This window comes from Anaerobacillus sp. ABD4_527, assembly GCF_056160805.1.
In genome coordinates this window covers 1,920,222-1,935,405 of sequence record NZ_JBSWXZ010000001.1, presented here as the reverse complement: position 1 = coordinate 1,935,405, position 15,184 = coordinate 1,920,222, and the positions used below count along the sequence as shown (strand labels likewise).

Annotated in this window: 11 protein-coding genes; 8 read left to right on the top strand and 3 right to left on the bottom strand. The window is 39.3% G+C overall.

Features of this window, described 5'->3' with window-relative positions:
* Window positions 1-11: 11 nt before the first annotated feature.
* The 3 genes from ACXAHI_RS10040 to ACXAHI_RS10030 all read right to left on the bottom strand — a co-directional run bounded on the left by ACXAHI_RS10040 (window position 12) and on the right by ACXAHI_RS10030 (window position 2,297).
* Window positions 12-794: an HAD-IIB family hydrolase gene (locus ACXAHI_RS10040; RefSeq protein WP_474847395.1), complete on the bottom strand. Its 783-nt coding sequence runs from the start codon at window positions 792-794 to the stop codon at window positions 12-14.
* Window positions 795-893: 99 nt separating this feature from the next.
* Window positions 894-1,022 carry a hypothetical protein gene (locus ACXAHI_RS10035; RefSeq protein ID WP_474810450.1) on the bottom strand — a complete coding sequence of 43 codons (129 nt, stop codon included), beginning with the start codon at window positions 1,020-1,022 and terminating at the stop codon, window positions 894-896.
* A 15-nt stretch (window positions 1,023-1,037) separates the two neighbouring features.
* Window positions 1,038-2,297, bottom strand: a complete 1,260-nt coding sequence (locus ACXAHI_RS10030) for a tetratricopeptide repeat protein (protein WP_474847393.1) — start codon at window positions 2,295-2,297, stop codon at window positions 1,038-1,040.
* Window positions 2,298-2,500: 203 nt separating this feature from the next.
* On the opposite strand from ACXAHI_RS10030, the gene ACXAHI_RS10025 reads away from it, so the two are divergent.
* From ACXAHI_RS10025 to ACXAHI_RS09990, 8 genes are all read left to right on the top strand, one after another.
* Entirely contained in the window at window positions 2,501-2,713 is a 213-nt protein-coding gene (locus ACXAHI_RS10025) for a hypothetical protein (protein WP_474810454.1), read from the top strand.
* Between the two features lie 77 nt (window positions 2,714-2,790).
* Window positions 2,791-4,836, top strand: a complete 2,046-nt coding sequence (locus tag ACXAHI_RS10020) for a cell wall-binding repeat-containing protein (protein WP_474847391.1) — start codon at window positions 2,791-2,793, stop codon at window positions 4,834-4,836.
* A gap of 222 nt (window positions 4,837-5,058) precedes the next feature.
* The gene (locus ACXAHI_RS10015) at window positions 5,059-9,219 is read left to right on the top strand and encodes a cell wall-binding repeat-containing protein (RefSeq protein ID WP_474847389.1); all 4,161 of its coding nucleotides are present in this window, start codon (window positions 5,059-5,061) and stop codon (window positions 9,217-9,219) included.
* Window positions 9,220-9,411: 192 nt separating this feature from the next.
* Complete coding sequence (locus tag ACXAHI_RS10010) at window positions 9,412-10,182, top strand: hypothetical protein (protein ID WP_474847387.1); 771 nt, start codon at window positions 9,412-9,414, stop codon at window positions 10,180-10,182.
* 242 nt (window positions 10,183-10,424) lie between these two features.
* Complete coding sequence (locus tag ACXAHI_RS10005; protein WP_474847385.1) at window positions 10,425-11,441, top strand: Gfo/Idh/MocA family protein; 1,017 nt, start codon at window positions 10,425-10,427, stop codon at window positions 11,439-11,441.
* A gap of 23 nt (window positions 11,442-11,464) precedes the next feature.
* Window positions 11,465-12,799, top strand: coding sequence for a nucleotide sugar dehydrogenase (locus ACXAHI_RS10000; RefSeq protein WP_474847383.1), 1,335 nt, complete (start codon window positions 11,465-11,467; stop codon window positions 12,797-12,799).
* A 76-nt stretch (window positions 12,800-12,875) separates the two neighbouring features.
* Window positions 12,876-13,928 carry a non-hydrolyzing UDP-N-acetylglucosamine 2-epimerase gene (wecB, locus tag ACXAHI_RS09995; protein WP_474847381.1) on the top strand — a complete coding sequence of 351 codons (1,053 nt, stop codon included), beginning with the start codon at window positions 12,876-12,878 and terminating at the stop codon, window positions 13,926-13,928.
* Window positions 13,929-13,953: 25 nt separating this feature from the next.
* A complete protein-coding gene (locus ACXAHI_RS09990) occupies window positions 13,954-15,183 on the top strand; it encodes a glycosyltransferase family 4 protein (protein WP_474847379.1) in 1,230 nt (409 codons plus the stop codon).
* Window position 15,184: the final 1 nt, after the last annotated feature.

Genomic DNA, 15,184 nt, shown 5'->3' with positions numbered 1-15,184 from the left:
ACTGGCCTTTATTAGCCAGTGTGCTTTTTTAAAAGCTCTTTTGTTCCTTTAGAAAATGATGCTGAACTAGAAACAGTTAAAATTCTGTCTTCTTCAGGTGCGTTTCCTTCACCAACCCAATGGAATGTGATGTCTTCATACTTCTGTTCACGCGCAGTTACTCCCATGACCATATCCCCAGTGCTATCTCCAAAAACCAGTACCTTATTATGTTCCTTGTGCTTCACTTCAGAAATAATCCACTCAGCGCCAATTTTCTTTGATAGATCAGGGTGAATAACATCAACACCATACGTAGAGACAACGGTTTTATTTCCAGAGTCTTTAGAGATTGATTCAATCTTCGAAGCGTAATCTTGTAGGGCTTTTCTTGTATTCCTAAGATGTTCTCGATCACCAGGTTCTCCGTGAACAGCCTCAACCGTACCCATCGATTCTTTTGTATCATCCCATTCGATAAGCCCTTGGAATTCGGAATGCTTGCTTACATCGTATAGCAACTGTTTTACCTCGTCATCGATAACATAAGTAGTATCTAAGCTCCAGGAAGAAATATCGGTGCCTCGACCTTTGATCGCTCCATGCTCGGCTACACAATATAGGGTGGACCAATCGACATCGTTACTGAGAAGTGGAAACAAGTTTTCTGAAAGCCACCCTCGAGAACGACCTGTCACGAAAGAGACGATGTTTCCTTCTTTCGCAAGATCTTCCACTAACTTTACTGCATCTTCGTCTGGCTTTGCATTTTCGTCGGTTAACACGCCATCAACGTCGAACATATAAAATGCCATCAGTAGCACGCTCCTTATCTAATAGATACTGTTTAGTATAGCTAATTTTAAAAGTAGAGCAAATAAATAACCTGACGCAGTTTGCGTCAGGTTATGAGATTATGCGATTACTTCAGTTTTTACTTCTGGTGTATGGTCTTTAGAATCAGGTACCTTATCGTGGTCACTCATCAACGCAATACTACCAACACTAGCTACTAATAACATATTAACGATAAACTTTTTCATACATCTTCTCCCTTTCTAATTCATAATTTTTTTTCTAGCATCATTGGCTAGTCTAAAGTAAAAGCTGGAGTTTTTATATTGACCACTATTAAAATAGTAATCTGCCAGCATTTCTCCATAATGTGACACATGAATCCAATAGTTTTTTGTTTCAAAGTAATTTACAGCGTCCTTTAGTAGCTCTTCAGGATTATTGCTGCTATCAGTCAACTTCAATTCAAGGAGTCTAAAATGATAGATATACTCAAGATACTCAGTTTTGGTTACTAGCTTCATTCCTTCTTCAATCCAATGGCGAGCTAGCTTATAATCATTTATCTTGTAATACTCTGATGCAATTAAAAACATTGTTTTAGAACGATCTTCAATTTCATGTTCTTCATTATTTTGAAGTCCAGATTGATAGTACTGCAACGCCTTTTCAGAATTATTTAGGAATGAATAGACATAACCTAAGTCGTGATAAATAATGCTTTTTAAGCGTTTATCATTGAATGATTCAGCATACTTTAGTGCATTTTGGAAATGATGCTCAGCTTCTCCATAATTTAGTATAACGCGATTGTTTACACCGAGTAAGATCTCAGTATCAGCCGCTCGCTTGAAGTTATACTCCTTATTAAAGAGGTCTAGGCATTTCGTTGCAAGGTTATTTGACAGTGTGATTTGACTGATTCGATTGTGAACGAGTGCTTGCTGATAATAGAATTCAGCTAACTCAGCATTATTCGTTTTCATGGAAGTAAGAAGCTTGTACGCTTTAGTGTACTGTTCATTCGCTTCCTTGTATTTACGATTTTGGTAGTAATATAGTCCAAGGAAATAGTAGTAAAAGTACTCAAGATCTTCAGACAATCTTTCTTGAACATGGTATAGTTTTTCCAAAATATCGTTCGCTTTATCTGCTTCCCTAAGAAGGATGTGGTATCTGAAGGTGAGAAGGAGGTATTTTGTTAGCATATCTGGATCTTCTACTCCCTCAATCTCTTCTTCGATCCGCTTTTTGAGCAACGTTACTTCATCAAAGTTACGTAGGCGCATTTCTTTATACCAGGTATCCAAGTCGTTGTGTAATCGATTGATCTTATCTTCATCATCAACCTGTTCAAGAGATACACCCAATTCTTTACATAAATGCTCGACTAATTCCTCACTCGGCTGTGCTAGTCCATGTTCAATTTTGCTTAGATAGGGGATCGAACAAATACCTGAAGCAAGCTGTTCTTGCGTGATCCCTTTCATTTGTCTGAAATAACGGATTTTTGCCCCAATCATGAGATGCTTCCTTTCTCCTAGAACTATTCTATTACAGTTTACTAAAAATTTTAATAAATGAAAATAGATTTAAGGTTGGGAAATATGGTGAGAAAAACGGTGATAAATGTCCCATTTTGTTACTAGGTTTCCCAATATTCTCTTGTGCAAAGATTCTGATAGTATGCTATATATAAACTATAACATACAAAAGGAGGTTAAATATGGAAGAAAGGATAAAGAACATGGAAACGTTAGTCGCTAGTTTGATACAGATCATCGGTTCATTACGAAAAGAACAAAGCCTTTTGGAAGCCAAACACTCCAAGCTCCAATCCTCATATGATGCACTTCTTCTCGAAATCTCATCCCACAGACCCATTTATGATTGTGCCAAAGCTCCTCACTCTCAAGAATCACCAGTATGTGACATTTAAACTATTTGTCGTAAAACTCTTTCAATTCTTACTCGATTTCCTTATTCTATTACTACAATGCATTAGGGGGAAAAGAATTGAAGGCAATCTATAAGATAACGTTTATGGCTTTTATCCTCAGCTTATTTATCATATCTACCCACCAAGTAAACGCTGAAGAAACCGTGAAAATAATCGTGAAGTACAATGAATCTGATGAAGTAGTAAGAACACAATCTAGTAAGAGCAGCTTTGAAGTAATAGAGACAACAAAGTCTCAAAAGAACAGCGTGATGAAAGAGCTAGAAAATGCTCCAAATGTTGACTATGTTGAAGAAGATGCCCCAGTCTACCTGATGAATTCAAATGATCCTGAATTTAATAAGCAAAGAGGTTATTTATCAGAAGTTTCAACAACCGATGCATGGAATACATACATCCAGAAGGATGATGTGGTTGTAGCTGTTCTCGATACAGGGGTAGATCTTGATCATCCCGATTTAAAAGGGAACTTAGTTAAGGGGATCAACCTCCATTCAAAAGGAAAGACTCCTCAGGATAATGAAGGTCACGGCACTCACGTTTCTGGACTTATAGGTGCAACTACTGGTAATGGAATTGGCATCGCATCTATCTCAAAAGGTGTTAAGATTATGCCGATCAAGGTGATGGATGGCAACGTTGGACAGATGTCTGCGGTAGTCGAAGGCATCGAGTACGCGATGAGCCACGGTGCAGACATTATCAACCTCAGTCTCGGTTCATATAGTAACTTGAAGTCTATGGAGGACGTAATCGATAAAGCTTCCAAGAACGGGGTTCTCGTTGTAGCTGCAGCAGGTAACGACAACCTAAACAAAGTGAGATATCCCGCAGCATATGAATCTACGATTGCAGTCGGTGCTACGAATACTGGAACGGATGAGAAGGGCGCTTACTCGAATTATAGTGAAGACATTGATATCAATACCCCAGGAACGGATATTTATAGCACGTGGTTAGATGGGTACAACTATTCGACTGGGACGAGCATGTCTTCAGCTCTTGTAAGTTCAGCTGCTGGAATGATGATGCAACATGCTCCCTTTTTAACAGCAGACCAGGTTCGGAGTATCCTAATTTCTACGACGGATCCAATCGAGAATTTAAATGAGCTTGGCACTGGAAGGCTCAATGTAGTAGGGGCCATAAATAGTGTGAAAAATAAAAATCGGTTGTATGGTGAAAATGCAGTGGAAACGGCGATTGCTGTTTCACAGAATGGTTGGCCAGAGCTAAATGAAAAAGAAGTCGTGTTGGATGGCACAAATCTAAAGGGGAAGTTTGCCATATTAGCGAGCGGTTTGACGTTCCCGGACAGTCTGGCAGCTTCACCACTATCAACGTACCTTGATGCTCCTATCCTTTTGCAGCAAAAAGACTCCCTATCCGCTGCGAATAAAGAGGAGCTGATGAGACTTGGTATTACGCATGTCGTCATCGTAGGAGGAAGTGGTGCAGTTTCAAATAAAATTGAAGGCCAATTGGTTGAAAATGGGCTGCAGACGATTCGATTATCTGGAAAAGACCGTTATGAAACGTCAGTTGCAATAAACGAGGCGATCCCATTTGAAACCGACGAAGCGATGATTGCATCTGGTGAGAATTTTCCAGACGCCCTTTCGATTGCTCCTTATGCAGGAAAGATGCAAACCCCGGTTTTATTCGTTCAAAAAAACAAAGTCCCAGCCGAAGTGGCATCCTATATCAAAGACAATCGTATAACTGATTCGTATACGATCGGTGGAGAAGGGGTCATTACAAGTCAAACTACTAACTCACTCGGCGTTCCTACTACAAGAATTAGTGGAAAAGATCGTTATGAAACAAACTACCAAGTGATTAAGAGATTCAATTCTTCAAATCTAGAACATATTTATATTGCAACAGGTACAAACTTCCCGGATGCTCTTGTTGGAGGAGCACTCGCTTCAAAAAAAGATAGCCCGATCATGCTAACGCATCCAGATAAGTTACTTCCGGAGGTCTCACAAGAGTTGACTTATTTAAGAAACAGAGGAGCACATTCGTATAACATTTTAGGTGGCTACGGCGCTATTTCTGTTGAGCTTGCTTGGACCATTGATCATCGCCTTCTCTATTAGCTTCGATTAATTTCGAGGCTTTTTTTTGTGGGTTAGTAGAATTAGAGAATATTCTCAACCATATTGTTATATTATTTAAAATTCTTGTAATTTTATACAATTTTTTGTTGACGGTTTGTAATGTTACCAGTAAACTGAAAATACAGAAATTTTTTAAATATCTAACGGGGGAGGGTCGGATGAAGAGGGATTTTTTAAACTAACTTAGGGGGAAATTTATACATGACATTCAAGAACAAAGTTCTTTCCGTCGTTGCTGGGGCATCTTTGATCGCCTCATCTTTTGCGAGCGTCGGATACAATCCGGAAGTGGCTGATGCAGCATTACAAGAGACGAAGAAGTTTAAGGCACCCATATCTCAAGAGATTTCTGCTCTTGCACTAAGTGGTGAGCAATCTCAAGAACTAATCGTTGTTACAAAAGGGAAGAAAGATATTAGCTCTCAACTAAAGAAGTTGGGTGTCAAAGTAAAGGACAACCATAAGAACTTTATTTACTTAACAGAAATGCCTACATCGAAAGTTATGGATGTTTATAACATGAAAGATGTAGCGTCACTAGGTAAGAATGGAACAGTAGAACTTGAAAAAACATTCGACGATCCAGATATCAAACCAGTTAATGAACTAGGTGGAGAAGTGGATGGTCCGCAAACTGAGGAAACTCACGGTGCGACTGGTGTAGATGAATTTCATAACAAATATGATGGTTCCGGCATAAGAGTAGGAATCATTGACTCTGGTCCAGATCCAGGTCATGAAGCGTTTACAGCTACTTTAAAAGATGGCTATTATGGGAAGTCAAAAATCGTAGGGGTTCGCGATTATACGATTGGTGACCAGACACGCGAGCGAGATTCTGAAATACCTCTAGCTGAAGGTGACGTTATTTTTGATCAAACGTTCGATGAGGGCGCTTCTTTCACTGCTGATGGTGATACATATGTAACAGCAGGAATCGATGCTTCTGATGATAAATACCATTTTGGTATGCTTGCACCAGATTATAACTCTGGTGACATGAATGCTGATGGCGAAATGACAGAAGATCATAATAAAGACGAACCAGGTAACGATGCTGACGCGTACGGCGTATTGATGGTTGATGACAAGGTTTACATCGATAATGATAACGATAAAGACTTCTCTGACGAAATGCCATACAAAAACAACGAAGCTGGTACGTTCGATGTAAATCCAGATGACAATCTTGTAGGGGCTAACTTCCGTGTTAACTCTCTCGATCCTGAAGGTCAATTTGCTAACATTTTCTTCGATGTTAACGGACACGGAACTCACGTTTCTGGTATTACAGCAGCAGACGGTCCTGCACGCACAAACTCTTTAGGTGCAGTTTCTAAAGATGGTGTTGCTCCAGGTGCTGAGCTTGTGGGTCTTAAAGTATTTAAGGCAGAAGGTGGAGCTTCAAGCTACAGCATTATGTCCGCAATGGTTGATGCTGCACTTCCTGAATCTATGGGTGGATTTGAAACGGATGTCGTTAATATGAGTCTTGGTTCATTGCCAGATTTGAATGATGGTACAGACTCAGATGACCAACTAGCGAACATCCTATCTGAAGAATTCGGTACGATCTTCTCGATGTCTGCTGGTAACTCTGGTCCAGGAGCAGATACTGTAGGATCACCTGGAACAAGTACAGCTTCTGTTTCAGTAGGAGCACACATAGACGAAACGATGTGGGCAACAGAATATGGTGCATATCCATACGGTAAGAATGAAGATGGATCTCCGAAAGAAGGAGATGGTCTTTGGTACTTCTCGTCTAACGGTCCTCGTGAAGACGGAATGCAAAAACCTGATATCGTAGCACCTGGTGCAGCGTTTGCAGCTTACCCTGCTCAATTAGGTAATTATGCAGTTCTTCAAGGTACTAGTATGTCAGCTCCTTATGTAGCTGGTGCTCTAGCGCTATTAAAACAAGCATCTCTTAAAGATCGTGTTCCATTCGATTATGAAACTGCACGCGAAGCGTTGATTCAAACAGCTAAGCCACTTGATGGTTACAAACGTACACAACAAGGTGCTGGATTAATCGACGTACCTGCTGCATTTGAATACTTAAAGAAAAACTTTGTTAATGATTTAAAAGAAGTAAATGTTAAAGTCTACCACGGTGAAAAAGTTTCTGGTGGTGCAGGACTTTACGTAAGAAATCAGGAGGTTCCTGAGAAGGTTGATGTTTTAATTGAGAACCCAACAGATGAGAAGAAAACGCTCTCAATCACTCCATCTGAAAGCTGGTTTACTCCTTCTAAGAAATCAATCACGTTAGAGCCTGGCAAGAGTGAAGCAATCACAGTAACATATGATAAATCTCAGCTTGAAGTTGGAAGAAATGAAGGTACGTTAGTGATCGATGATTCTTCCACAAGCTACGTAGAAGCTAGATCTCACCAAACAATTATTATGGGTGAACAGTTTACTTCAGATAACAAGTATCGCTTTAGTGACGAAAACGAAGTACAAGCTTCTCAAACGAAGCACTATTACTTTGATGTAAAGCCAGGTATGGAAGAACTTCGTTTTGCACTTGAAGCATTACAAGAAAACGGTGAATACCAGGGTCGCGTTCGTATGATCGTCTTTGATCCGAACGGTACTGAAGTAAGTAGCTATCAGGGGTACGCTGGTTACGGTAATGGCGGATTGCCAGTTGAAGAAAACGTATTTGAAAGCCCTAAATCAGGAGTATGGGAAGTTGCGATCTACGGTACATTTGGACCTGAAGAAGGCAAAGAAATGAACAAATTCAACTTTGAAGCATTTGTTCAAGGTGTCGTAAAATCCCCAGGACAAATTGACCTTGGTCAAACACCTGCTGGTTTTGAAACAACAAAAGAAGTAATGTTTGAAAACTACATGTCTACTTCTAAGAAAGTAGTATTGGAAACTGGTGATTTCAGCAAGGCTGAAACCATGAAGAAACGTGTAGATGTTCCACTACAAAATTATTATTTGCAAGAGCTTGACCTTGAAAACAATATTTCTCTAGAAGTTACTACTACAAATCCTGCTGATCCGGGAGATGATGTAGACTTAGAGTTTTATAAGGTCACTGAAGAAGGATTTGTCATGATTGCTAGTTCTGGTTCAGCTTCTTCTGACGAAGGGGTAAAACTAAAGAACCTAGAAGATGGCAAATATGTTGCAGCAGTTTATGGTTACTCTACTGTTAATGGTAAAGCAACTAAAGTAGATTTTGCAGTTACTGAACAAAAAGTAACAAGCCCTGGCGTCAAAGGTGAAGGCGAACTAAAAGCAACAGATAAGACGTTTGATCTTGGAGTAGGAAAGTCTCTTAAAACAGATGTGAAGATCACTGCACCTGATAAATCTGGCGATTACACTGCTGGTGTATTCTTAAAAGATGCTGACACAGGTGAAGTCCTTTCAATCCTACCAGTATCTGTTGATGGTGGCGTAGTCGATGTCATCAAAGGTAAAGACCGTGAAGGTACTGCAATTGCGACTTCAAAGGAAATGTATCCAAATGGATTCGGAGAAGATGATAGCAAAACAGTTGTGATCACAACTGGCTATGACTTCCCTGATGCCCTGTCTGTAGGACCTCTAGCATCTGCTTACGGTGCTCCAATCTTACTTGCAGGACCAAAAGGAAAGCTTTCCGATCAAGTGAAAGTTGAAATTTCTCGTCTGGGTGCAGAAAATGCAATTATCGTTGGTGGAACTGGTGTAGTTTCTGATGACGTAGTTGTACAACTTGCTGAACTTGGAATGAGTGCGAAGAATGTTGAACGACTTTCTGGTAAGAGTCGATTCGACACAAACATTAAGATTGTCGACCACTTACAGAGTGAACTTGAATTTGCTGGTAATGGTGTCTTCCTTGCAACTGGCATGACCTATGCAGACGCGCTAAGTGCTGCAAGTGTAGCTGGTGAAAATGGAATGCCAATCGTACTAACGGATGGTAAGAAGTTAACGAAGGAAGCAAAAGAAGTTCTCGCTGGTGAAAATGTATATGTTCTAGGTGGTACAGGCGCAATTTCTGACAATGTGTTCGAAGAAGTTGAAAAGATTGCTTCCAGTACTGAACGTCTGAAAGGTAAGAATCGTTATGGAACGCTTGCAGCAGTTCAGACGATGTTCGCAGATTCTACTGATACACTTTATGTAGCAAGCGGACAGACGTTCCCTGATGCTCTTGCTTCAGCTCCACTTGTAACAATGAACAACGGAACGATGATCCTGGTACAGAAAAATGATGTTCCAGGTGAAGTTGAATCATTCCTAACGAAGTACCTTTACACGAATGATATTACTTCTGTAAAAGTACTAGGTGGAAATGGCGCAGTTAGCGAAATGACGAAAGACGAGCTACAAAAGCTAGTGAAGTAATGTTGATTACTTGAGATGCTACCGATCACAGATCGGTAGCATCTTTTTGTTTTCGACTAGTTTAAACAAAGAAGAACAATTTTCGATATATTGTTTATTTTGTGGGGGTCTCTCTATATAATTGAAACTAAGTATTAGTAAATGTAATCAAATAAGGATAATATTTCTAACTAAATCTGAGGGGGACTTTGGTTGAACAAAGTAATGAATATCGTACTGTTACTAGCATGTATAGTTGTCATTATATTAGGAAAGAGTCATTGGGAAAGTAGAGCGACTGATTATGAAGGAAGCGCTGGAGCTACTGAAGTAAGTTCAGAAGGGGTGAAAGATAAGGGAGATAATAAGAATCAGAACTCTGAAGGAATGAATGAGCTCGCCTCAAATCTCCCCACAGAATTAACAAAAGCGATTCAAAACGGTGAACTTCCCGTAAAAGTGGAGGCGGTAGGTTCTGCGGCTACATCTGAAGATGCAGTCGGCTGGCCAGCAGTGTTACAAGAAAACCTGGACAATACATATGGAGACGGAGTATTTGAGCTAACGGTTAAGTCATTTGGAGACAAAACGTCAGATGAGGTTGTTCAGGAGATTACAGCTTCTAACGTAGATGTGCTGCTACTAGAACCTTTCTTACTTAAAAATAATGGGATTATCCGTATTGAAGATTCTCTTGAAATCACAACCAACTTGATAAATAAATATAAAAAAGTGAATGAAGATGTCACCATTATGATTCAGCCATCGAATCCTTTATACGATGCGACGTATTATCCTTTACAAGTAGAGGATCTTGAAAGCTTCGCTTCGGATCATGACTATATTTATCTAGATCACTGGGAAGCTTGGCCAGCTTTAGATGATGAAAAGATGAACGAGTACCTCACAGATAAAAGCGAGCCGAATGAGATGGGCCACAACATTTGGGCGCAATACTTAACATCGTATTTCACCGGTAATTAAGTAAAACAGTTTGATAAAATAAGAAGAGTGGTATAGAAAATTTAGTATGTGCAAAAAGGCATCTGATCGGTTGATGTCTTTTTGATTTTAGTCGATTTAACAAAATAATTGATATTGAAAATAATTACTATACAATTACTATAGAAGATTTTATTATATAGATGTCTTTACAAGTATGTTCATAAAATATAAAGTCCGGTAGAAAACTATATATAGGAAATTGAAAAGGAGATTTTACACATATGAATTTTGCAATTGTAGGTTGTGGCCATATAGCAAAGAAACACGCTGATGCAATTCAAGCAGCTGAAGGTGCTACGCTGTTTGCTGTTTGTGATACTGTTGCTGAAAAAATGGAACCATTTGTAATAGATTATGGTGTTGAAGCTTTTGATGATTTTAGCAAATTATTGGCGAATGACAACGTAGATGTGATTAACATCTGTACGCCAAGTGGTTTTCATGGCGATCTTGCCGTACAAGCAGCGGCTGCCGGGAAACACATCGTGGTAGAAAAGCCAATTGCTCTTACTCTTGAAGATTCTCAACGCATTATCGATGCATGCAAAGAAAATAATGTTAAGCTATCAGTAGTGCACCCGAACCGTTTCCGTCCAGTGATGATGGAGATTAAAGAGTTAATGAACCAGGGTAAGATTGGTAAATTAAGTCACGCAAACGCTACTGTTAGATGGAATCGTAATCAAGCTTACTATGACCAGGCCCCTTGGAGAGGGACAAAAGCTCTAGACGGCGGCGTTTTAATGAATCAAGCGATACATAATTTGGACTTGATTCTGTGGCTGATGGGCGATGCTGAGGAAGTTTACAGCATGAGTGCTACAAGACTTAGAGATATCGAAGCGGAAGATGTTTCAACAGGCGTTATTCGGTTTAAAAATGGATCACTAGGTGTGATTGAAGCTGCTACTACGATCTATCCTAAGAACCTTGAAGAGACGATCAGTTTGTTCGGTGAAACTGGTTCGGTAAAAATTGGTGGTACAACAGCTACCCTCTTTGAACACTTGACGATCGAAGATTTAAATGACGAAGAGAGCAACACACTTATCGAGAAAGTGAAAGCTGATCCATTCGGTAAACCAGGACATCAGTGGATTATTGAGGATATGGTAAAGGCTATTGAGGAAGATCGTGAGCCTGTCGTAACGGGTGAAGACGGTAAGAAGGCACTAGCACTCGTATTAGCGCTATACGACTCTGCAGAAACGAATGCTCCAATCAAAATACGCGATTAATATAAAAGAAAGTAGGAATAATCATGGTTGATATTCAATTGAACACGAATGCAAAGGAACTTTTAGCAAAGATTGAAAACAAAACAGCTACAATCGGTGTAGTCGGTTTAGGTTACGTTGGCCTACCACTAGCTGTTGAAAAAGCAAAAGCTGGTTACAATGTTATTGGTTTTGATGTTCAGGAAAAGCGAGTTGGCCTCGTTAATGATGGTATCAATTATATCGGAGATGTTGTGGACGAAGAGCTTGCAGAGTACGTTGAAAAGAAGCAATTAGTTGCAACGACCGATTATTCAAGAATTACAGACGTTGATGCTGTAGCGATCTGTGTTCCGACTCCACTTGATGTGTACAAGCAGCCTGATACTTCTTATGTTGAAAGCTCTGCAAAAGAAATTGCGAAGTATCTACATGATGGAATGCTTATCGTGCTTGAAAGTACAACTTACCCAGGTACAACACAAGAAATCTTAAAACCAATCCTTGAAGCGACAGGTAAAGTATGTGGGGAAGACCTCTTTATTGCATATTCTCCTGAACGAGTTGACCCAGGTAACAAAATCTATAATACAAAGAACACACCAAAAGTTGTCGGTGGTATTACACCATCTTGTACAACAGTCGCTTCAGCGATGTACCGTAATGTGTTAGAAGGCGATGTGCACGAAGTCTCAAGTCCTGCTGTCGCTGAGATGGAGAAGATTCTAGAAAATACTTTCCGAAACATCAATATCGCACTTGCAAATGAAATGGCGATTCTATGTAACAAGATGAACATCGACGTTTGGGAAGTGATCGATGCTGCAGCTACGAAGCCATACGGATTCATGCCGTTCTACCCTGGACCAGGTCTTGGCGGTCACTGTATTCCGATCGATCCATTCTATCTTACATGGAAAGCTAGAGAGTATGACTATCATACACGCCTGATCGAAATCGCAGGTGAGATCAATACGAGCATGCCTGATTTCGTTATCGATCGCTGCATGCAGATTTTAAACAAAGATAAAAAAGCTCTGAACGGTGCACGTGTCGTTGTTCTAGGGGTTGCATACAAGAAGGATATTGAGGATGTTCGTGAATCTCCAGTCCTACCTATCCTTGAGCAGCTAGAGGAAGCTGGTGCAGACTGGATCGTAGCAGATCCACACGTTGAATCCTTTAAAGTAGCAGAAAGAGTGAATGAAACCGTTGCTCTAACGGAAGAGCTCGTTGAGAATGCGGACTTAGTCTTACTAGCGACTGACCATTCTGACTTTGACTATCAAATGATCGCAGAGAGAAGTACTGTTATCTTTGATACACGTAATGCATTCAAAAACGTCGAAGAAAAACCAGAGAAATATTATAAGTTATAAAGTCCTTTATGAAGAGGCGTAGATGGTATCATCTATGCCTCTTACTTAAGAAGATAATACGAAGGGAGTTATTATAATGAAGATTTTAACGGTGTTAGGAGCAAGACCTCAATTTATTAAAGCTGCTCCAGTTTCCCGAGAACTGAGAAAGCGCCATACAGAGTTGATCGTACATACAGGTCAACATTACGATAAAAATATGTCAGAAATTTTCTTTGAGGAACTAGAAATACCTAAACCAGATTTTAATTTAGGAGTAGGTTCAGGAAATCATGGGAAGCAAACGGGTGAGATGTTAGCTAAGATTGAGGAAATTATTTTGCAAGAAACTCCTGATTACTTACTAGTATACGGAGATACCAACTCTACGCTTGCAGGAGCTTTGGCTGCATCCAAATTACATGTACCTGTAATTCATATCGAAGCAGGTCTTAGAAGTTTTAATAAACACATGCCTGAAGAAATTAACCGTATTATGACTGATCATGTTTCAGACATATTGTTCTGTCCGACTAACACGGCTGTTGAGAACTTGCAGAATGAAAATGTTCAAGAAAATGTATATAACGTTGGCGATGTCATGTATGACGCAGTAGAATTCAATCGAAAACTGGCTGAAAAAAAATCTACAGTTCTTTCTGATATCGGTGTAAGTTCTAAAGAATATCATCTTATTACAGTTCACAGAGCTGAAAATACAGATGATCGTGACAAAATGGAAAATATCCTAACCGCATTCTCAAAAATAAATGATGTTAAAGTCTGGCCAATTCATCCTCGCACAAAAAAAGTTATCGAAGATCAAGGCTTTGATTTAAATTCTGTACCAAACTTACATGTAATTGAGCCAGTAGGTTACTTAGATATGTTAACTCTCGAACAAAACTCTAAAAAGATTATTACAGATTCTGGTGGGGTTCAAAAAGAGGCATATTTTATGGAGGTCCCTTGTGTTACTTTGAGAGATCAAACAGAGTGGGTAGAAACCTTAGAAGATAATGCTAATGTTCTCGTAGGAACCGACCTTAAAAAAATCGTTCAAGCGGTAGAAGAACCTGTAACGCCAACATATAAGAACTTATTTGGTGATGGTCGAGCTTCAGAGAAAATAAGTGAAATGATTCGGTAAGCATTATTAGACAAGGATGAGATTGATGAAAATTACACTACTTAGTCAACATTTCCCTCCAGAGATAGGCGCACCTCAAATTAGATTATATGAGGTAAGTAAGGAACTACAGAAGAAGGGACACCAGGTGGAGGTTATTACTGCATTTCCCCATCATCCTCATGGAATAATTCCAGAAGAATATAAAGGAAAGTTTTATGTTCGTGAAACATATGACTCAATACCTGTTCATAGAAGTTGGATCTACCCTTCTCCTAAAGGAAGTTTTTGGAGAAGGCTTGTATCTTACTTTTCGTTCACATTCAGTGCATTTTATTCAGTATTAAAGTCAGGTAAGACTGACGTAATCATATGTAATTCTCCTCCACTTTTTTTAGGCTTAACAGGTCTTATTGCTTCAAAAATGAAACGCTCTAAATTCGTCTTTAATGTAGCTGATATTTGGCCTGAATCAGCTGTGGAGTTAGGCATTGTTAAAAATAAAAAATTTATTCGTTTAGCTGAGAAACTCGAAATGTTTCTATATAGGAAGTCATGGAAACTAGCAGCCGCAACAGAAGGCATCCAAGAATATCTAATCAAAAAAGGTAAATCTAAAGAGAATGTCTTTTTACTACCGAACGGAGTAAATACTGAAACATTTCAACCTCAATCCCCTGATAATAATTGGGTAGAAAAGTTAGACGCTCTTAATAAAACTGTTTTTACATTTGCAGGGCGAATGGGTTATGCTCAAGGGCTAGATTCAATTCTTCATGCTGCGAAAAAAGTGCAAAGTATTAAGCCTGACATTCAATTCTTATTTGTGGGGGATGGCCCTGAAAAGCAAAAGTTAATTGAACTTTCAGCTGAGTTAGGGTTAAATAACACCCTTTTTCATGACTCTGTACCGGTGTCAGAGATGCCGAATATATTCTCTGTAACAGATTTTAGTATCGTTTCCTTAAGAAATATTGAGTTGTTTAAAGGAGCAAGACCTTCTAAGATTTTCCCTGCTTTGTCCACCGCAACTCCTGTTTTATACTGTGGAACAGGTGAAAGTGCAGATTTTATTTCTGAAAAAAAATGCGGGATAATTGCTGAACCAGAAAATGTTGAAGATATTGCAGAGAAAATGATTTATTGTGCTAACTTATCTACTAAAGATCAAGATGAAATTGGGGAAAATGGAAGAGAATTTGTGTTGAAAGAATATTCATGGGGAAAAATTGTAGATGAATTACTAATAAACCTTAAAGTAGATAAAGGAAAATAAG